Annotated in this window: 12 protein-coding genes; 4 read left to right on the top strand and 8 right to left on the bottom strand. The window is 68.5% G+C overall.

The genetic code is table 11. The annotated features are described in order from the left end of the window. The first annotated feature begins 64 nt into the window (after positions 1–64). The 3 genes from NQZ70_RS16660 to NQZ70_RS16650 all read left to right on the top strand — a co-directional run bounded on the left by NQZ70_RS16660 (position 65) and on the right by NQZ70_RS16650 (position 4,475). Positions 65–1,243, top strand: a complete 1,179-nt coding sequence (locus NQZ70_RS16660) for a tetratricopeptide repeat protein (RefSeq protein WP_129575089.1) — start codon at positions 65–67, stop codon at positions 1,241–1,243. Between the two features lie 221 nt (positions 1,244–1,464). Further along, positions 1,465–2,907, top strand: a complete 1,443-nt coding sequence (locus NQZ70_RS16655; protein ID WP_237245365.1) for a hypothetical protein — start codon at positions 1,465–1,467, stop codon at positions 2,905–2,907. Between the two features lie 38 nt (positions 2,908–2,945). Beyond that, complete coding sequence (locus NQZ70_RS16650; RefSeq protein ID WP_207217866.1) at positions 2,946–4,475, top strand: hypothetical protein; 1,530 nt, start codon at positions 2,946–2,948, stop codon at positions 4,473–4,475. Between the two features lie 44 nt (positions 4,476–4,519). Here NQZ70_RS16650 and NQZ70_RS16645 read toward each other — a convergent pair whose 3' ends face one another. The 5 genes from NQZ70_RS16645 to NQZ70_RS16625 all read right to left on the bottom strand — a co-directional run bounded on the left by NQZ70_RS16645 (position 4,520) and on the right by NQZ70_RS16625 (position 14,826). Beyond that, positions 4,520–5,620, bottom strand: a complete 1,101-nt coding sequence (locus tag NQZ70_RS16645) for a hypothetical protein (protein WP_129575086.1) — start codon at positions 5,618–5,620, stop codon at positions 4,520–4,522. Positions 5,621–5,624: 4 nt separating this feature from the next. After that, a complete protein-coding gene (locus NQZ70_RS16640) occupies positions 5,625–6,314 on the bottom strand; it encodes a hypothetical protein (RefSeq protein WP_237245364.1) in 690 nt (229 codons plus the stop codon). A gap of 1,245 nt (positions 6,315–7,559) precedes the next feature. Further along, positions 7,560–9,491, bottom strand: coding sequence for a UvrD-helicase domain-containing protein (locus NQZ70_RS16635; RefSeq protein ID WP_165373998.1), 1,932 nt, complete (start codon positions 9,489–9,491; stop codon positions 7,560–7,562). Continuing rightward, on the bottom strand, positions 9,488–11,461 hold the full coding sequence (locus NQZ70_RS16630; protein ID WP_129575083.1) for an ATP-dependent endonuclease: 1,974 nt from the start codon (positions 11,459–11,461) through the stop codon (positions 9,488–9,490). Before NQZ70_RS16630 ends, NQZ70_RS16635 begins: the two co-directional genes overlap by 4 nt. Before the next feature lie 350 nt (positions 11,462–11,811). Then, the gene (locus tag NQZ70_RS16625) at positions 11,812–14,826 is read right to left on the bottom strand and encodes a serine/threonine-protein kinase (protein ID WP_237245363.1); all 3,015 of its coding nucleotides are present in this window, start codon (positions 14,824–14,826) and stop codon (positions 11,812–11,814) included. Between the two features lie 529 nt (positions 14,827–15,355). Here NQZ70_RS16625 and NQZ70_RS16620 point away from each other — a divergent pair. Next, positions 15,356–15,733 (top strand): DUF1304 domain-containing protein, encoded by a 378-nt coding sequence (locus NQZ70_RS16620; RefSeq protein ID WP_129581393.1) that lies wholly within the window; start codon positions 15,356–15,358, stop codon positions 15,731–15,733. A gap of 20 nt (positions 15,734–15,753) precedes the next feature. On the opposite strand, the gene NQZ70_RS16615 is transcribed toward NQZ70_RS16620, so the two are convergent. From NQZ70_RS16615 to NQZ70_RS16605, 3 genes are all read right to left on the bottom strand, one after another. Continuing rightward, the gene (locus tag NQZ70_RS16615) at positions 15,754–16,734 is read right to left on the bottom strand and encodes a hypothetical protein (RefSeq protein WP_129575082.1); all 981 of its coding nucleotides are present in this window, start codon (positions 16,732–16,734) and stop codon (positions 15,754–15,756) included. A gap of 244 nt (positions 16,735–16,978) precedes the next feature. Beyond that, a complete protein-coding gene (locus NQZ70_RS16610) occupies positions 16,979–17,527 on the bottom strand; it encodes a hypothetical protein (RefSeq protein ID WP_129575081.1) in 549 nt (182 codons plus the stop codon). A gap of 83 nt (positions 17,528–17,610) precedes the next feature. Next, entirely contained in the window at positions 17,611–18,936 is a 1,326-nt protein-coding gene (locus NQZ70_RS16605) for an extracellular solute-binding protein (protein ID WP_237245361.1), read from the bottom strand. Positions 18,937–19,175: the final 239 nt, after the last annotated feature.

Below are 19,175 nucleotides of genomic sequence, written 5' to 3'. Positions count from 1 at the left end.
ACGGCCGGCGTGTCGCGGCCCCCGCCGGTTGACGCCGAACAGCCGTCGGAAGTACCGTCACCGGATGCGTTTCATTGCGCATTCGCTCTCGCTTTCTCTCATGCTCGGGGTCGCAACGGGCTTTCCGACCTCGGCCAGCGCCAATGATGGCCCCTCGAAGGCGCAACAGGCTTCAGGAAGTCTCTCAGCGCCGCCGATCTCCGCCCCACAGGCGAGACCGCGCGACAGCTCATCGGTGAAAGACCATGTTCGCCGTGGTCAGAGAGCGCGCAATGCCGGGCGGTGGACGGAGGCATACGCTGCCTATAAGGCCGCTTTCGAGGCCACAGACCCGACGACCAGCACCGAGCGAGAGCGGGCGGAGATCGCCGGCGAGCTCGGCCTCTGCGAGGTCGCGTTGCACAAGTACCGCGATGCGGCCGAGCACCTTGCCAAGAGCCTCGAACAGCGCGAAGCGCTGCCAGACGCGCTCGAGCGGCGATTCGAGGCAGGCCAGCGCGAGGCAGTGAAGCGCGTCGCCACGCTCCTGCTCTCGGTCGATCCGCCCGACGCCGAGGTGCTCATCGGCGGCGAGCGCATCGGGAGGACCGCGCGGACCTACACGCTCTTCTTCGAGCCGGGCCAACACGTCATGGTGCGGGCTCACGCACCGGGCCGCACGGAGGCGTTTCAGAGTTTCCGCAGCGTGGTGGGCGCGGAGCACGAGATGACGCTGGAGCTGCTCCCCCGTGCGGTGGCGAGCAGCGCCAACGAGGCGAGCAGCGCCAAGGATACCGCGCCAGCGACGCCGCCCCCCTTGCGCACGTTGCCCGCTGCGCGCGCGCAGGCTCCCAGCCCGTGGGCCTCCTGGCCGGGGACGCTGCGCATCACGGGGATCGCCGTCACGACGGCCGGCGTGACGGTGGGCACCATCCTCATGGTCCGGGCGGGCAAGCTCGACGACGATCTGAGCGCCCGGCGAGCTCGGCTCCAAAGCGAGCCGTCATCGAGCGCGTCGATGTGCTGGCAAGCGCCTCGGGACTCGCCGTGTGGCGAGCTGGCGCGCCTGCTGGACGCGCGCAACATGCACGGCCGCGCCGGTCTGGCCACGGTGATCACCGGCGGTGTCGTCGGTGCCGTGACCGCCGCGTCGTTCTTCACGGACTTCTCCTTCCTGCGATTCACGCCGGCTCAGGATCGGGTCGATGTCTCGCCCGTGGCGAATGGGAGCGAAATCGGTGCGCGAATCGAGGGGGTATGGTGAGCACGCGGGGGGCCGAGAGTACGAGTTCGCTGGCGTGCCGAAGCGCCGTGACGTCGGTCGCCGCTCTCGCTGTCTGCGTGTGGGGAACTAGCACGCTGACAGCTTGCGCGGCGTATCCCGAGGATTGCTCGGCAAAGCTGGCGTGTGCTCCCGATCCGGAGCCTCCGCCCGACCTCTGCGCGGGAGAGCCCGGCACAGCGCCAGCGCTCGACAAGTGCGGGGTGTTCGTCAGCGAGCAGGGCGACGACAACAGCGCCGGAACGAAGCGCGCGCCGGTGAGGACGTTGCAACACGCGATCGGGCTCGCCGCGCACGGGCGAAGCCGCGGCGAGGCGCCGACACGGCGCGTGTACGCGTGCGGCGGGTTGTTCGCGGAGGCCATCTCGCTCCCCCAGGGTGTCGACCTCTGGGGCGGTCGTCTGTGTGCCGGCGGAGACTGGTCCTACGGAGGGCCGCTCGACGAGCAGCACGCGTTGACCGTCATCGCGCCGCCCGTCGGGATCCCGGTGCGGGTCCTCGGGGGGGACGATGGCCGCATCGCGAGGGACGACACGACATCGGTGATCTTCGGCGTGCGCGCCGTGGCGGCCGACGCCTCCGCGCGCGATGGCAAGTCGTCGATCGCGATGCTCCTGAGCCCTGGGGCCAGGGCGTTCGTGCGGGCGAGCGAGATCTTCGCAGGCGACGGAAAGGATGGGGAGCCTGGCGAGGACGCGCCAAGCTTCCGCGCGAGCGCCGGCGTGGTGGGGAACAACGGCGTGGATGCCTGCACCGCGGACGTGGCGCTGGGCGCCCTTCCGGTCGTGACCGTGTGCGACGACGGCATCGAGTCGACGGGTGGCCAGGGGGGCGATGGAGGCCGCGAGACGGGCGGCGACGGGACTTCAGGAATGCCGGAACCGGTCGGGACTCCGAACAATCGCGGCTTGGCTGGCGGTGGCGCGTCCAGCATGCCGTGCAAGGATGGGGAGAGGGGAGCAGACGGCGCCCCTGCGGAGCGCGCTGCCGGAGCGGTTGGCCCTGGTCGTCTGGGCCTCGACGGATGGGTCGGCGTCCGCGGGAAGGACGGGGAGAAGGGCGGCGCCGGTCAGGGCGGCGGCGGGGGCGGCGGCGGCAAGGGGCGCGACGACATGAACGCGTGTCCGGCAGGTCGACCCCAGAGCGGTGCGGCCGGCGGCTCGGGCGGTAGCGGCGGGTGCGGGGGCAAGGGGGGCAAGGGAGGCGGCTACGGCGGCGCGAGCATCGCGATCGTGGCCTTGCAAGGGAGCGACCTCACGGTCGGTGACGACAGCACGGTCCTCGGGGCCAAGGGCGGCAATGGCGGGGTCGGCGGAACGGGCCAGTGGGGAGGCTTTGGCTGGGACGGCGGCCGAGGTGGACGCGGTTCTGTGACCGACACGTCGCGAGGGTGCGACGGCGGCTCTGGCGGCCATGGCGGTCGCGGGGGCGATGCAGGCGGCGGTCTCGGTGGCCACTCACTCGGCATCGGCTCCGTGGGCGCCTCCGTGACCATCTTGCCGCGTGCGACGGTCTCGCCCGGACAACCCGGCACCGGGGGGCTCGGCGGCAATGCAACCCCGGAAAGCCACTCCGGCCAGGGGCATGACGGGACCAAGGTGTTCTGGTACCGGTTCGATGCGCCAGACCCGGAACCGCCTCAGTGAACCGCCCTGTGCCGATCGGCGCACGTCAGGAGATGCACATGAACAAGAGCACCGCAGCGACCTTGGTCCTTATGCTGTCTCCGTGGGCGATCGGCTGCGGAACTGCGCCCGGGGTGAACGACCCTGGCGTGACGCCTTGTGAAGGCACCTCGTGCGTGGGCGAGCCGCCGCCGGAGTCGGTCTGCGTCGAGCACGTCGCTGCCGATATCATCGACGACGGTTGCGGCGTGTTCGTCGCCGGAGCCTTGGGTGGGGGCGACGACGGGAACCCCGGCACGAAGGCGAAGCCGGTGTTCACCGTCGAGCGCGCCGTCGAGCTCGCGCGCGCTGGACGAGGGCGCGTGTTCATCTGCAACGACGGATTCGAGGTGACTCAGATCAGGATGCCATCCGGCGTGGATCTCCTCGGAGGCTTCGACTGCCGGCGATGGAATCGCGACCCCCGAATCCCACAGTCCTCGTTTTCTCACAAGACGGTCTTCGGCCCCATGGTGATCGTCGAGCCCGCGGGCCCCGAGGACAGGGGGGCCGCGGACGGGGTGTCGACGCTCGCCGATCTCTACGTCCGCTCGGCGGGCGAGGTCGGCGTACTCATTCAGTCCAACACGGCGGTGGAGATCCTGCGGAGCGAGATCTCCACCCGCGGAGGAAATGGAGGCAGAGCCGGTGAGCAGTGGCAGTACAGCCAACCGGACGGACCGGATGGCAATTTCGGTGGGGACGCGTGCTCGGCGACCGTCGTTGCCGGCGGGCCTGCGGCCGTGAACGAATGCGAGAGCGGGCTCACGAGCGTTGGCGGCAAGGGAGGGGATGGGCTGCCCGACAGCGCCGAGGATGGAGGCGACGGGGAGCCCGCCGACGCTTCGCCCTCGGGACGCGGTGGTACCGCAGAGCAGGACAACGCCAGTTGCTACGTCGGATCCAAGGGGGGCCCGGGGGCTCCGGGGACGCAGGGCGCGCCCGGCAAGGGTATCGGACGCCTCACCGAGACAGGATGGGAGGGCGACACGGGGGGCGTAGGGACCTGGGGCACACCGGGCCAGGGCGGCGGCGGGGGCGGCGGTCGTCGGGGCGGGCTCGCCCTGTGCGGCGTGGCCTCCAAGGGAGGCCCAGGAGGAGGCTCGGGAGGGGCCGGCGGTTGCGGAGGCCGAGGAGGCCGCGGCGGAGCGAACGGACAGCCGTCCATCGCCGTCCTCGCGCTTGGCGCCCGGGTGACCGTGCGCGACACCAAGATCACGGCGGACTTTGGCGGCAGGGGCGGCGACGGCGGGCCCCCCCAGCGCGGCGGCCGAGGCGGCCGAGGCGTACGGGGCGGAGCGCTGGGGGATGGTTTTTACTCCTGTCTCGGCGGCCGTGGAGGCGACGGTGGGCCCGGCGGCTACGGCGGCCCAGGGCGCGGCGGCGACTCGATCGGCATCGCCTACCTCGACGAGGACCAGCTCACGCTCGAGAACGTCACCATCGAGACCGGCGAGCCGGGCAAGGGCGGCACGAGTTGGAACCACGATGGCAGCACGACGGTGGGGGAGAGCGGCGAGGCCCACGAGACGCTTCGCTTTCCCGAGTAGCCGCAGCCACGTCACGTGGCGGACGGCGCGGATCTCGGCGACGGCTACGAGGAGGCTTGGGGGTCCGAGTCCACGAGCCAACTTGCCAGGAAGCCGGAGGCCCAAGCGACCATGGAGGCTGGCGGCTCGCCTTCACCATCCCACCCAGCGACCAGCGCTTCAATCTCGCGGATGGCAGCTTCGAGTTCGCGCTTGGAAGCGATGCCGCGGGGAGTCTTCGGCGGATCCATGAGCACCCGAACTTTTGCAAGCACTCGCAATACTTCCTCTTTGCGCAGGACCCCATCCGTCGTCACCACCCAGTAGGAAGAACCGCTCTGCACCTCAGGCATCAGTGCCCATGCGATTTGATAGAGCGCCGCGAGCACGGTAAGCACCGCAGTCAGCGAATCCGTAAGCTTGCTCGCTTCGATGTCTGCACAGGGCGCCGATACTTCAGACGGCGATGGCTTCACCCATGTATGCTGGTTCGAAAACAGGCAATCGTAGAGTCTTACCTCCCCGGGAAGCCGCAGGCCCGCTGTCACGTCCGGTACGAGCACGGTCCCGATCTCTGGCGGCATGCGCTCGCAACCGAAGGTCGCTTCAATGTCACGTGAGATCCACTCCGCACATGCTTGCTCGTCGGGCAGCAAATCAAAGGACACATATCTCTCCCTGACGGTAGCGAACCTGAGACTATCGTCCGGGTGCGACACGAAACCTGGATCCAACGGGCTTCGATGAACAAGGATATGCATGCCTCGAAAGTTGACGGAGAGCAAGTCCCTCGTTCGTTTGACGATCTCGATCGTGCGCGAGCTATGGACGATGTAGTAAGGAGCCAGAAAGCTTACTTGGAACCACAGGGTTCGGTCCGTAGAATCGGGCAGTTCGATCGTAAAGGAATAGCAGCCGTCCCAGCCGCCGGTGGGGAGATGTAGCGAGTGGTTCATGAGCATCCCAGGGAAGCGGTCTCCGATGCGACGCAGCATGGAGTGCCAGCGCTCGTCCTTTGATGCCTGGACCCGCGCGGCCACGAGCCGGGCGTGCTCTTCCGTCTTCTCGCAGAGCTGGGCGTCAATATCGCCATTATCGGCGACTCCAACACCACGACGATAGTATCGATAGACAATATCGAGCAGATCATCGATGCTGTGCTTCATAGAATCACTTGACCCTGGCACCAAGTTCTTCGTAATACTTCGGAAACCGTTCTCTCATGCAGCCTTTGTGTCTGTCACAGAATATACCCGGCGGGAGATCCCGACCGCCATCCTCGTATAGATAATCGGCGCACCGATTCGCGACATCGGCACTATAGATCGCTGCGGTCTCTGCTGAGATCATTCCCCAAGCCTTTGCTCGTATGGGCATCCCGACGATGACCACACACGCGGCGTCGCCTTCTAGATTGTGGCCAAAAAACAGTTTTGCGGTTGCCTCCTGCCACCCACCTGCCACGCTGGTCCCATCGTAGGCGAGGGTCGTAACAAATTTGAAGGCCCGCGGGTCAATCGGCTTAGTACCTGTGCACCCCATCTGCGGAGCGCCGCTCTGCTGGCAGGGATCTGCCGGCTTCTCTGGGCTCGGTGTCGGGCGCGCTTCTTCCTCCTCCTCTTCTTCGTCCTCCGTTTTGTTGCACTGGATCTTGCGCTCGCCGCCTTCCGGCGGCTCCGCCCCGAAGTCACCCGACGCGACGGAGGTGATGACAGGAACGGGCGGCCCGACTGGTCCACCTGCACCTTCACCCTTCACCCACTCCTCGCGGGGATAGCAGTCTCCTACCGTCCAGTTGCATGCCGCTAGGATGCAGATGGCAAGACCCGCAATCATCAGCAAAAATATTCTTGCGCTCATCTTATACTCCATCGAAGCACAGGACCAACGACGACAAGCACGGACACGTGATCTGGGAGCACAAGACTGCTCCCGCCGACCCAATCCACATTGGCGCTCACCGACACGCCGAGCGGCCCTGCAACGTACGCGTTGGTTTGCGCATGCGCGCCTACCGCCATCCCGGCGACGTGTCCACACAATGAGCTTCCGCAAGCCGGCATGAAGTAGATCGCGACGGATGGGCCAGCACTGAAATCGCCATTCTTCCAGCCATATCCGAGAGCGGCGATGGTGCTATTGTAGACACCGGTCCCACCTATCTGGATTGGAGGCACGACGTTGAGCAGATCGCGAACATTGAATAGGATGTTGCCGTTGATGCGCCACGATATTCCCGCGTGCGGGCTCACCGCCAGGTGCGTCACGGTGCCAGCCTGGATCCCCCCGAAGCTAATTCCGGCACTCAGCTCGGATGCGTCTGCCTGCGTGGGAAGGACACTGAGCAGGAGAGCGAACACTGCCGACGATGAGTTCTGCCGGTCTGTCGTCCTCATCGTCTCCCTCCCGGCCGTCCGAAATACGCGAGCAACGTGGCGACGCGGCCCATTCTTCTGATCACGGGATCGGCGTCAAACGGAATCTAGACGAGAACACTACACGGGCCAGGGCTCGTACCGTCCGGAGCGTGCGCCACCGCGCAGCGACTTGCGCGGCTGCGGCGCGTGTCGGCCTGCTGCCGCCAGCTGTCTGTCCACGCCGCCGCGAGAGCGCGCTACCGGCCACACGCCCCGGGCTGTACGATGTCGGCTGAAAGCCCGACCCAGCGCGGCGCCGCGCACGGGGAGCGGTGACGGCGCGCTGTGGCGGCCGCGCGGGGGGCGCCGCTCGCCGTCGCTCGCGCGGCCACGCCGCCCGCGAGCGCGGCGCCTGGCGGCGGCCTGCGCGATCAGCGACGACGACGCGCTAGCGCTCACGCGCTTGGAGCCGCACGTCGTCGCGCTCGCGTCCGCGCCGGCCGCGAGCACCGCACGTCGCGGCGCCATCGGCGGGCGGCCACGAGACCGGCTACGGATCGTCCGATAGGGCTCCGCTCGCCTCGCAGCCCCGACCATCCCGCGGCCCCCGCCACTCCTCGAGGGCTTCGCCGCGGTGGTGTTACGCAGGTGCGCAGGCGGCTGCGCGGTGGGAGTGTTCGCCAACCAACTGGTTGACGAACAGCGGCGGCACTGAACGGAACGCACTGCGGTGGATACTACCGGCGTCTCACAGCGTTCCGGCGACTCTCTGAATTCTCCAGCCCGAGAGAGTGAGCGCCTGCTCTTGCTCGGCGGAGACGTGGTTGTCGTGAACGGCGAAGCAGAGCAGCTCCTTGGGGCGGGTCGCCGCGACGAAGAGTCGCTTCAGATGTTCGACGAGGCGCCCCGTCCTCTTCTTCTTGATTCCCTGACGCAAGAGGAACGGCACCGCGAGTTCTACGTCGTGCTCGTGAAAGAGCGTCTCCAGAACGAGCGTCGCATCGTGGGTCTCTCCCTTGACCGCATGGATCGTTGCGACCTCGATGCTGACGGTTGCCGACCCGGCGTGGTGAACGAATACGTGGCTCCCGGTGGGGCGATTCGGCGTGATATTTGCTGTCTCCCAGTCGAGGTAACTCTTGACGTCGCCGCTTGTCTTTCCCGAGAGGAGCAGTTCGCGGATGGGCTGCACGGCCTTCTCCCACGCGTCTGCGCTGGAGGTGCAGTCGTCTCGGAGTAGCTTCGCCATCGCGCGCTTCAGAGTCTGTTCGTCGAGCATGCCTTCTCTGCACCGCTCGCTGAGAGTTCGACGGGTCACGCGGTTGCCCTCATGAAGTTCTAGAAGTCGGGCCAACGCACCGGAGACCACGCGATACGCACCGAAGAACTCTCCTTCCACCTCGACGACGCGGCGCGCTTGTCGGACAGCACGGAGCAGTGTCGTAAGCAGTGGCTGTTCGGCGGGTCGCTCCGCAAAGTCGGCCCAGTAATCAACGAGGCTCGCTGGGACGACAGCTTTCTCGGGCGGGCGCCGCCGGAAGCCGACCGCCTTGGCGACGAAGTTGTTCGGCAGGGAGCCGTCCCACTCCTTGAGGATCAAGTCGCCGAACGTCGGAAGCACACTTCCGATCGATCGGTTGTTGAAGAGGAAGATCGTGTGCGTCCGGTCCTGCCGTTTCTCGTTCCCCTGAAGCGCGAGTGGATGAACCACGGCGAGAGGGCTCACCAATGTCGCCAACTTCGGTGCGAGCCTCTGCGATCGCGGAAGTTCGATCGCCTGAGCCCACTTGAGTTCCGGCTGCTCAACGTCGGATACCGCTTCCGCAAAGATCGCCTGGTTCATGTCGCCAATCTTCGTGAACACGACGGACCGATCCTTGAATAGGTCGTAGAGCAGACGTTCCTGCTCGTTGGAGGTGTCCTGCATCTCGTCCACGAAGACCCACGGGAACCTATGTCGGAGCGCATCTCCGACAAAATGGCGCGTTTTCAAGGACGCTGCGGCGAACCCAAACATGTCGGCGTAGCGAAAGATGCCCTCGGCTGCTACTCGGTTCTTAAGGGTCCGGAGCTGGCGCGCCGTAGGGGTCGTTTGGTCCTTCGGAACACCGCCGCTAGGCGAAGCGCTCAGCGTTAGGTCGGCGCCGCGGTAGTAGAGCGAGGAGATCACTCCGAGGCCGTTGTCGTGCGGGTATCTTTTCTTCAGCCAGCCCCGCGCCGTTGGGAAGTCCTTCCAGCCCGCGTGACCGAAGAAGAGACGTTCCGCACGTTCGGCAAACGCCTGATCGTCTACGCGTGGCTCTTCGACGGGCGCCCCCGCGTGACCAACATCGCGCAGATAGGGCAACGCGAGGAAGCGATCCACGAAGCCCTGGATGGTTCCGATGAAGTGCGGGTAGCCGAGAAGCCTCGCAGCGGCTGGCTCCTTCGCGAGCCGCTGCTCAACCTCACGCCTCGCGACGTTCGTGTGCGAGAGCACGAGGACCCCCCGGTCACGCCACGGCCACTTGCGAGCGAGCAGAACAAGCTTCGCCACGAGCAGAGTCGTCTTCCCGCTGCCTGGACATGCGTGAAGATCGCTCGCCGTCGTGGCCTTCAGGAAGCGGACGTGCGGCTCTTCAAAACTGCAGTTTAGGCCCTGCTGAACGGAGTGGACATCCGCGTCATTGAACTCAATCACGACGCCGGCTCCGCGTCCTGCCTTGTCACGTAGTCGATCGCCGCGACGATGTACTTTGGAAGCAATGACCGGAACTCCGCTTCGGAGCGCGGGTCATCGGCGAGTTCCTTCGCGAGGATCTCAGCGACCTCCGCTTTTGATGCCTTGCTTTCATATAACGGCTTGTACACTGCGGCTGCGATCGCGTCGGCATCCTTCCCGTATGTTTCCTTGAGCTTCGTGTACGTCGCGGCTGCTTTCAGAGCGGCCTTCGTGCGTTCTTCTTCGGTAAGCGCACCTCCAGTGTTCTTCCGACGGTTCTTTGAGCGGATCCCGATGCAGATCGCGCGGTGGATATCGCTATCGAGGCCGTAACGCGCCAGATCATACTCCAACGTCCAGTGGTGCGACACGAACGTCTTCACGGGCCCACCATCGCCGCTCTTCAAAGCGGCTTCACGCTCAGAAGGCGTAGGCGGAGACTTGGTTTCCCTGTCCTCGTCGTCATCGTCGTTCGCCTTGACCCTAACGTACGTCGCCTGTTCGGGTACAAGGTCCAGATCGGTGACGCACGCGACGCGCACGTCGGGCCCCTCTCCAGAAGCTCGCTGGAAGATGCGCGCGTACCGGGAAAGCGCCCGGCTCCCGACGTTGACGATAGAGACTCCGTGCTTCGCGAACGGCCGGCCGATCTTCTCGGCAAGCACCGGTAGCAGGAGGTTCTCCGAGTCGCCTTCGACGATCATCACTCCACGGGCGAAGAATAGGTTCGCCTTTGTTACGTCGAGGAACCGGCGGAGGAATTCGTAGTCAGCCGCAGCCAGCTTGGTGTGTCCACGTGCAAGCGAGAAGCATCGGCGCCCCGAGACGATGATCAGTCGTTCGATGTTCACGCGCGAGGCGAAGTGGGAGCTGTGCGTGGTGAGCAGAATCTGGACGGGAGGCGGGTGCGCCTTCGCTTCTCCCGCGGGCGAGCGCGCGTCCAACTTGGGCTTCGCCGTCACGCGCTCGGAGCGGTTCTCCAAGAACTCGATGAGCCGGGCTTGGAGTTGAGGGTGGAGGTGAGCTTCGGGTTCTTCAATGAGCAACAGCGCGAGGCCGGCGTCCGCCTCGCCGCTCAGGAGCAGCAGTTCGGCGGCCATGAAAAGGACGTTGTTGAGGCCGAGACCCCGGCGGGTGCGAAGCTCTTGAGGATCGTCGGGCGCGAGCCACAGTTCGAGCTTCTCCAGGATGTGCCGCAGCTCGATATTCCGCGCGACCCCCATCGCTCCGATTAACGGCTTCGGGCCGAGGGACAGCGGCATAAGGTAATCATCGCTCAGATTCGTCGCGGTCTCCTTCACGAGACTGCTGTTCTGAACGTTGCGCTCCGCCTGCCTCATGATGCCGAGAAGGGTCTTCGGAGGATCGGGTTTGCCCGAGTCGTCCACCGCGTGATCCTTGAACTGAGGATGCGCTTCCAGAATCTGCGCGAGACGCGAACCCCGACCGCCGGATAGTTCTGCTTCGGCATCTCGAAGCGGGCGCAGATAGGTGGCCTGGAGGAACTCGCGCACCTCCCCCTCAAGAGCCGGACCGTCCTGCTTGCGCCCCGCCCGCGTCGTCACGAAGATCCGACGGGCCCGACCAGGCAGGTCACGTCGAGTTGCCTGGAGCGTGATCACGAGAGTTTCCTCCGACCCCTCAACGGTGAGAAACTCCAGAAACCGGCTTTTCTCGCCTTCGGTGAGGCCCCTAAACGTGCCGCGTACGGTGAGCAACGTCTCGCGCGTGTCACCGCGAACGTGGAAGTCGTCGTCGGTCAGCCGGAAAGAGTCCTGCGCCCGCGCCGCAAGGAGAAGCCTGACGGCATCTACGATGGACGACTTGCCGCAGTCGTTCTCTCCAACCAGGACGTTCAACCCTGCGCCGAGGTTTAGGCGGAGGTGCTCCTGACGGTTCTCTGAGCCAAATGCTCGAAAGTTCTCGATGAACAGCTCTGCGAGATACACGGCGCACCTCCTAGCGCGCGGATCATCGCCGAAGCCCCGGATGCGAACAAGACCCGCGTGAGGTCCCGCTCACCAGTCACGCGGCTGCCGGTTCGACGTGCGGCTGGCGTCCACCTGGTCGAGCCGTCGGCGGCGCCCGTGGGCGGTGAGGCGCGACCGGTGGGCGTCTAGTGGGCGCCCTTGGTTTTTGTCGGAGTGAGGGCCGTCGAGGCTTCGGGTCGGCGCCGCGAACAGCGCGGAGGGGTCGCGGCGATGTCCACCGGGGCGAGCTCCGGGCGGTCGATGTCCACCTGGCCGAGCGCGGAGGGGTCGCGGCGATGTCCACCGGGGCGAGCGCGGGGCCGTCGCCGTCACCTGGCCGGGCCACGTCGGGCGCTGTTGACTGGACACTGGTGCTCGGCGCCGCGAGCTCGGGGCCGTCGCCGTCCACCTAGTCGAGCTCGGCCACGTGGCCGGCGAGCTCCTCGAGCGCGGGCTCGGCGCCGCGGCCCGGAGCGGCCGCGGGCGCCGAGGAGGACGCCGGCGAGCTCGGGGCGGCCGCGCAGGTTGAGGGCGACGTCGGGCGCTGGTGACTGGCCGTTCATTAACCAGTTAGGTGGCGAACAGCACCCGCCCAGAAATCCGCTGCGCCTCGCACGATGGCGCTTGACTTTGGCGGCGGCACCGTGCTCCCGGCATGCGCTTCGGCCTTTACGATCGGAGCGGCGGAGAGGGGCCGTGCCGAGCTTCCGCGCGCGGCGACCTTGACGGCCGGCTAGGCGTGGAGCGGCCCCCCGGCTCGACGCCCGCGCCGCGGCGAGCGGCCGCGCCGATCGGCTCCGGCGCCCTGTGCTCGACGGCGGCCGCGCCGACTTCCTCCTTGTCGAGCTGCCGGATGGCGAACGACCACAGCCGCGAGCGCGTGCCCCAGGCATGGCCCCGTACAGCTCCCCCGGCCTCCCCGCGCTTGTCGCAGACTGCCGGGCACAGCGGGCAACCATTCGCAACCATTCAGGACTATTTCTGCGTCTCCGAATTGTTTCCCCCTTGCAGAACGTCTCGCCGAAGACGCTCGCCGCGCGAAGGACGCGGCGTTCCTCGATGTCCAGCGCCTCGAGCCGCGCCTGCACCATCGCGAGCGCCGACTCGGGGAGGCCCTCACTCCTGCCCTCAGCGACCGCGCGGATCTGCTCCTCCAGCACGAACGCGTTGCCATCGGAGCGCGCGAGAAGCGCTTCGACCTGCTCGGCGCGGACGTCGTCGCCGAGCACCTCGCGCACGAGCCGCTCGCTCGCGCGCCGGGGCAGCGGCGCGAGGCGGATCCGGAGGCCGTTGCGCTCGCTCCAGAGCGCAGGAAATAGCTCGTGGACCTCCGGGCGGGCGAGCGCCAGCACGAAGAACGGCTGGTCCCTCGCGTGCTGGAGCGCCGCGTCGACCAGGGTCACCGTGGGCAGGTCGCCCCAGTGCAGATCCTCCAGCACCAGGACCACCGGCCGTCGCTGGCACTCCGCCCGGACGAAGTCCTCGAACGCCTCGCGGAGGCGGTCGCCCATCAGCGCCGGGTTCTGTCGCGCCGCCTGGAGCTGCACATCGCCCTCGTCGGGGAACGTCGCCCCCACGAGCTCGCCGAGGAACGCTGCGACGTGCGGGCCCTTGTCCCCGAGCCCGTCGAGCTGCTCGACCCGGGCGAGCACCTTGCTCCGCTGTGCCTCCAGCGGCTCGCCGTCGAGGATGCCCATGGCGCGGCGGAGCGCGCGGGCGAGCAAGCCGAACGCGGAGCCGGCGGCGACGGGATCGGCCCTGCCGATCCAGATCTCGGCTGCGTCGCCGTCTCCCCTGAGGGCGCGGAGGAATTCCCAGGCGAGGCGCGACTTGCCCAGGCCCGGCGCGCCGACGACGACCACGACGATCGCGGTGGTCTCCTCCATGCAATGGCGCCACTCGGTCGCGAGCTGCGATAGCTCACGCTCGCGCCCCACGCAGGGCGTCGGCTTCCCGAGGAGCCTCGGGACGGTGTCCGGCTCCTCCTTTGGGCCGCGCAGCCAGCACCCGTCGGGTCCCTGAGCGGTCTCGAAGCGGCTCGCGAGCAGGCCCGCCGTCGCGTCGTCGAGCCGGATGTGCGGGCCGAGCGCTCCGGCGGGCTGCGCAAAGAGCCGCACGACACGATCGATCAGCGCGCCGACCGGCAGCCGCCCGGCGATCTCAGCGCGCCCGGTGGCGATGGCGATGGGCACGCCGCCGAGCTCCGCCCGCAGCGCGAGCGCGCAGTGGGCCGCGCGCGCGGCGAGGTCCGTCGGGGCCTCGGCGCCGGACAGCGCGATGAGCAGCCACCGCGCCTGCAGGAGCTCGAGGCGCCCGCCGTGGCGCGCCGCGAGCTCGCGCAGCGCCTCGGCTCGCGCGCCGCGGTCCGCCTCCGCGAGCGTGACGTCCGCCTCCGCGAGCGTGACGTCCGCCTCCGCGCTGCCATCGGCGGCCAGGACGACGCACATGACCCGGCGCTCCGCCGTCGTGATTCCCTCGCCAGGCGCGGGCGGCTCGGTCGTCTCGCGCCCTCCAGCCGGGACCCCTTCGGCCAGCGACGCCAGCTCCTCTGCCACCGCGGCGCCGTCGCGCGGCCGTTCCGCCGCGGGTTTGGACAGCATCCGCGCGATCAGGCGCTCGAGCGGCTCGGGGATGCCGTCGCGGAGCTCGCCGAGCCGTGGAGGATCTTCCAAGACGACCTTCATGATCAGCGAGAGCGCGCCGTCGCCGAGGAACGGCGGCCGCCCCGCGAGGCACTCGAACAGCATGCATCCGAGCGCGAACACGTCGGCGCGGGCATCCACTGCCGACTCGCCGCGCGCCTGCTCGGGGGCCATGTACCCGGGCGTGCCGAGGATGGCGCCGGGCGACGTCAGGCCCCGGGGGAGCTGGAGACCGCTCGCGATGCCGAAGTCGAGCAGCGTGGCGCGCTCGATGGCGCCGCCGACGAGCATCAGGTTGCTCGGCTTCAGATCGCGGTGAACGATGCCGAGCTGGTGGATCGCGCCGAGCGTCGTCGCCATCCGCGCCGCCAGCGCCACGGTCTCGGGGATCGAGAGCGGACCTTGAGCGAGCCTCTCCTCCAGGGTGATGCCATCGAGCCACTGCATGGCGAGGTACGGCTGCCCGGCGCCGGTCACCCCGTGCCCCACGTACTGCACGACCCCCGACAGCCGGAGCGTGACGAGCGCCTCCGCCTCGCGCGAGAGCCGGCTCAGGTCGCGCACGGTCGCGCTCTGCAGCACCTTGAGCGCGACCGCCTCTCCCGACAGGCGGTCGCGCGCACGGTAGACGTCGCCCATCCCGCCGGAGCCGGCGAGCCGTTCGATCTCAAACCGATCCTCGACGACGTCCGGAGCGCGCATCGCCGTTCCAATGTACTCTACGGATGCATCGGAGGTCTCGGGCAAGCGGGTTCGCGTGGGCCCGCAACCTCGGGGCAGAATGCGATCCGAACCACGCCGGCGCAGCCGGTCGACAGCTTGGCGCCGGCCCCGGCTCTCCACGCGCGATCACCACGATCCTCAGCCTCCGGCGAACGTCGCGGCGCCGGAGGCTGCCCCCCGGATCCGCCTATGCGCAGCCGCCTCGCCGAGGTCGTACGCCGCGTCACCGCGAAGCTGTCGCTCGCCTCCGGCCAGAAGACCAGCGCCAGCCACCCGCCGAGGGCCGGACGGCGCCATCATCGCTGCGGGCCGGCCACGCAGACTTCCCTGTGCTCCTCGCGGCGACCGGTCGGACACCGCAGTGCTGTTCGACATGATCCCTGTTCTCGCCGTCGTGTTCTCCTTCACGATGCGCGTGGCCCTCGTCGCGGGCCCTGGGAGTCAGCGCAGCGACCCAGAGATTCGACGACTGAGGCGGAGCGCTCCGCGAGCTGTTATCGTGCGCCGCATGCCGACCGCTTCTCAGATCGTCGTCACGCTGATCGGAATCCTCCACATTTACATCCTCGTCATGGAGATGTTCTTGTGGCGCTCGGAGCGAGCGTACAGAGCGTTCGGTACGACGCCCGAGGTCGCCGCGATCACCGCGCCGCTGGCGGCCAATCAGGGGCTCTACAATGGATTCCTCGCCGCGGGGCTGCTCTGGGGCGTCATCCATCCGAACAAGACCTTTGCGTGGCAGATCCAGACATTCTTCCTTCTCTGCGTGGCCGTCGCCGGCGTCTACGGCGCCGCGACGGTGAAGCGCTCCATCCTGTTCGTGCAGACCGTCCCGTCGGTCATCGGCCTCGCCCTGGTGCTGCTCGCGAATCAGGCTGGCGGTTGAAGCGAAGCGGCGCGGCCGCGCTACGCGGCCACGCAGAGGGCGCCGATCTCCTCGAACTCGCGGACCATCCGATCGAGCCTGCCCTCGTCGCCCCTGAGGCCCAGCGCCTCCGCGGCGTGGGCGAGGAGCTTCCGCTCCCGCAGCGACGCGACCTTGTCCACCGCCGCCGCGATCTCGAGCGCGCGCAGCAGCGGGGCGCGCGCGCCCTCCGGCACGCCGCGGAGGTGCTCGATCCAGGCGATGTCGTCGGCGAGCCGCTCGTTCAGGCCAACGCGCGCCGAGGCCGGCAGCTGCCGCAGCACGGCCGCGAGCAGCGCTGTCTCCTCCGGCTTGAGGCGGCCGTCGGCGGTGAAGATGAACCAGAGCCCGTCGAACAGCCGATCGAGGTGCGGGCGCAGCGCCTCGTCGCAGAGCGCCCCGTCGAGCGCACGCCGGTAACGCAGGTATCGGCGCGCGGTATCCCCGAGGCGCCGGGTGACCAGCCAGCTCGTGATCGACGACGAGGCGACCGAGAGCACGGGCACCAGGTTGCGCGCCACGCTCTCGCCGGCGAGCCGCGCCGCGAGCTGCTTGGCCACGTCCGAGCCGCGCTCGCGCGCCGAGCGCACGAGCACGCCCGCTGGATCGTCCGTGTCCTGCGGGTGCTCCGCGACGCCGAACGTGAGGGCGAGCAGCGCCCACACGTCGGCCGGCTCGTCCGGATCGAACCGGAGCCCGAAGAGATCCGCGAGCTCGCAGAGCATCTGCACGTGCAGGAGCAGCCGGAGCACCGTCTCGCCGCCGAGCGCGAGCACGGCGGCCGGGATCGCGACGAGCCCGCCGACCCCGTTCGTCTCGGCCGTGGCGGCGGCCGCGCCGGTCGAGAGCGCCCCGGTCGCGCCGCCCGCGAGCGCCGAGCGGACGCAGGCGCGCCGGATGACCGCGCGCGCGTCGGTCGGCTCGGTCACGCCGGTCGACGCCGCGATGATCTCGTGGCGAGGCCGCCGGTTGTAGCGGCGCACCGCGCGGGACAGGAGCTCCTCGAGCCATGCGTGGACCGGGCGCGCGCGCGCCCGCTCCGCTCGTCGCCTCGGTCAGCGGGAGCGCCGCGGCCCCCGACGCGTCACCAGGATGCGCAGCCTCGTCGCTCATGCCGAAGGGCGGTTCAAGATGCATTCCGCGCCCAGCGGCCGACGGGGCCGAGCTAGCTCGCAGCCCTGCCGAGACCGGCTATAGGACATCCCGCGAGCTCTCGGCGTGCCGAGATCACTCGCCGGTATCGAACTCGCACTCAGCGACCTCGGGCGCGCACGCGCCGTCCACCTCGGCGGCCGCTGCGGCGAGGCAGCCGTCGCACTCGGCGCTCCGCGCCTCGGCGTCGCCGCACGCGCCATAACAGGGGGAGCCCGCCACCGCGCCGCATTCGGCGCAGAGACACTCCATGAGCACCCCGTAGATCGCGGCCGACCACTCGCACAGCTCCGCCGGATCCGCGGCGTCGTAAGGGGGCAGCGAGCATGTCGCGCACCCGGCGCTGCCGCCGACTCCGCCCCAGCCGCCGGCCTCGCCGCCCGCGGCGCCGCCGACCTCGCCGCCCGCGGCGCCGCCGGCCTCGCTGCCGCCCGTGCTGCCGCCGGCCTCGCCTCCCGTCCCGCTGCTGCCCGCGCCGCCGCCGGCGCCGCCGCCTCCGCTCCCGCCCACCAGATGGTAGCCGTCCTCCAGCCCGGCCAGCGCGGCACACCCGCCGGCCGCCGCAGCCGCGAGCCCGATCAGCGCCATCGCCAGGGACGCGTCCGCCCGCTTCGAGCCCGCCATGGCGACGGAGCATCACCCCCTTGCGCCCCCGGCGTCAAGTGACCGTACGGCTGGTGAAGCCACCGAAGCTGGGTCAGCCGGGCTCAGGGAGCGGATGTCAAGGTCGCAAGGATGTCATCTCGCATCTCGCTCCTGACGTCGAGGAGCCCGCCGTTCGGGAAGCTCTTTCCTTCCTCCGTCAGCGCGTTGATGGCCTGGTAAAAGGGATCCGCGCTGATCGCGGGCGCCGAGTACGCGTCGAACGTCCCTGCCATGAGGTAGCGTGGAACACGGGTCTCCTGCGGCGCGTCCTCGCTCGCGAGGATCCACGCGAAGGTGCTCGCCGCGCTCATATAGGCGACGAACGCGGCGGCAGCATCGGCGCAGGCGTCCGTGCACCTCGCGCTCACGACGAAGCTGTCCGTGAAGAGCAGCGGGTGGTTGCCGTCCCCGAGGGGCGCCGAGGAGAGCTTGATCTCGGCTGGATCACCGCCAGGAGGAAGGTTCTTCAAGATGGTGTGGAGCCGCTCGGAATAACCGAAGGTCGCGTCGACCTCCCCTGCCGCGAATCGCTTCGCCGGGAGATCGACGTTCTCTTCCAGATCGTAGGTGCCGTCGAGGCATGGGTTGCTCCCCTCGCTCTCGCACGTCCTCGCGAAGATGCCGAGCGCATCGAGGGTCGCCGCGTCGTACATCGTGGTGGAGATCGCGGATGCGACCCCCTCAGGCCCGTTCGTGTCTGCCCACGCGTCCAGGTACAGCGCGGGTAGGTTCCAGCTTCCGAGCAAGTTGCCGGCCATGTCCGGCGCATCCGTCTGGAGGTCGACCAGCGCCGACGCCAGCTCGGCCGCGGTGCCAGCGCTCTCCACGGACGTGTCCCTGGAGAAGGTGAAATGGCCACAGAGCCAGTGCGGGACGCCATAGATCTCGCCGTCGTAGGTCGACGCCTCGATGCCCGCCGGGTGCCAGTCCGCGGGAGGACGCTCCTGCCAGGGACGGATCGTGCCCGTGGCCACGAGCTCGCCGAGCAGGATCATGTCCGTCTCGATGACGTCAACCGAACAATCGGCGTCCTCCCCGGCGAGGCCCGTGGCCAGCGACGCGGGATCGTAAACGTCACCCGTAAAGCAGGGCGGATTCACCACGAGATCGATCCCGGAATGCGCTTCCTCGAACTCGGCCTCGATGCGGAGCGCCATCGCCGCGAGCTGATCTCCCGCCGCGTCGGGGATATAGGGATACAGGCGAACCCGGAGCACGGTCTGCTCCCCGGCGCTGCCACCCTGGCCGCCGCTTCCGTCCTCGCCCCCGCTCCCGCCCTCGCCCCCGCTCCCACCAGCGCCAGCCGACGAGCCGTCATCCATGCCGCTCGAGCAGCCCAGCGTCGAGAGCAACGTCAGACCAACCATCCGGGCCAGGTTGCGCGCCATCGAGGTTGATAGCCCCGACGGCGACGAGTTTCCGATTCTATATTCCCTCGTTCCCATGGTGACACCTCGTCTTTCGATGCTGGCGATGACTCCCCGGAAGTTCGAGGCATGGCGCTCCGCACGCACCCTGAACAAGACAGAAAATGATGATTGCAGGGCCATGGCTCTCGCTCTTAGCGCGTAGCACGCGGTGTACCATGGCCTGATTTCGTGGAGCAAGCGCCATCCAGGGGACTGGA

Origin of the sequence: Sorangium sp. So ce836 (assembly GCF_028553905.1) — a bacterium.
Lineage (GTDB): Bacteria > Myxococcota_A > Polyangia > Polyangiales > Polyangiaceae > Sorangium > Sorangium cellulosum_D.
The sequence above is the reverse complement of the archived record's forward strand: the minus strand, read 5'-3'. Positions and strand labels throughout refer to the sequence as shown.

Bases quoted from the DNA above. Each gene is read 5' to 3' on its own strand.
- NQZ70_RS16660 (WP_129575089.1), top strand. From the start codon at position 65: ATGCGTTTCATTGCGCATTCGCTCTCGCTTTCTCTCATGCTCGGGGTC.
- NQZ70_RS16650 (WP_207217866.1), top strand. From the start codon at position 2,946: ATGAACAAGAGCACCGCAGCGACCTTGGTCCTTATGCTGTCTCCGTGG.
- NQZ70_RS16645 (WP_129575086.1), bottom strand. From the start codon at position 5,620: ATGAAGCACAGCATCGATGATCTGCTCGATATTGTCTATCGATACTAT.
- NQZ70_RS16640 (WP_237245364.1), bottom strand. From the start codon at position 6,314: ATGAGCGCAAGAATATTTTTGCTGATGATTGCGGGTCTTGCCATCTGC.
- NQZ70_RS16625 (WP_237245363.1), bottom strand. From the start codon at position 14,826: ATGCGCGCTCCGGACGTCGTCGAGGATCGGTTTGAGATCGAACGGCTC.
- NQZ70_RS16620 (WP_129581393.1), top strand. From the start codon at position 15,356: ATGCCGACCGCTTCTCAGATCGTCGTCACGCTGATCGGAATCCTCCAC.
- NQZ70_RS16610 (WP_129575081.1), bottom strand. From the start codon at position 17,527: ATGGCGGGCTCGAAGCGGGCGGACGCGTCCCTGGCGATGGCGCTGATC.
- NQZ70_RS16605 (WP_237245361.1), bottom strand. From the start codon at position 18,936: ATGGCGCGCAACCTGGCCCGGATGGTTGGTCTGACGTTGCTCTCGACG.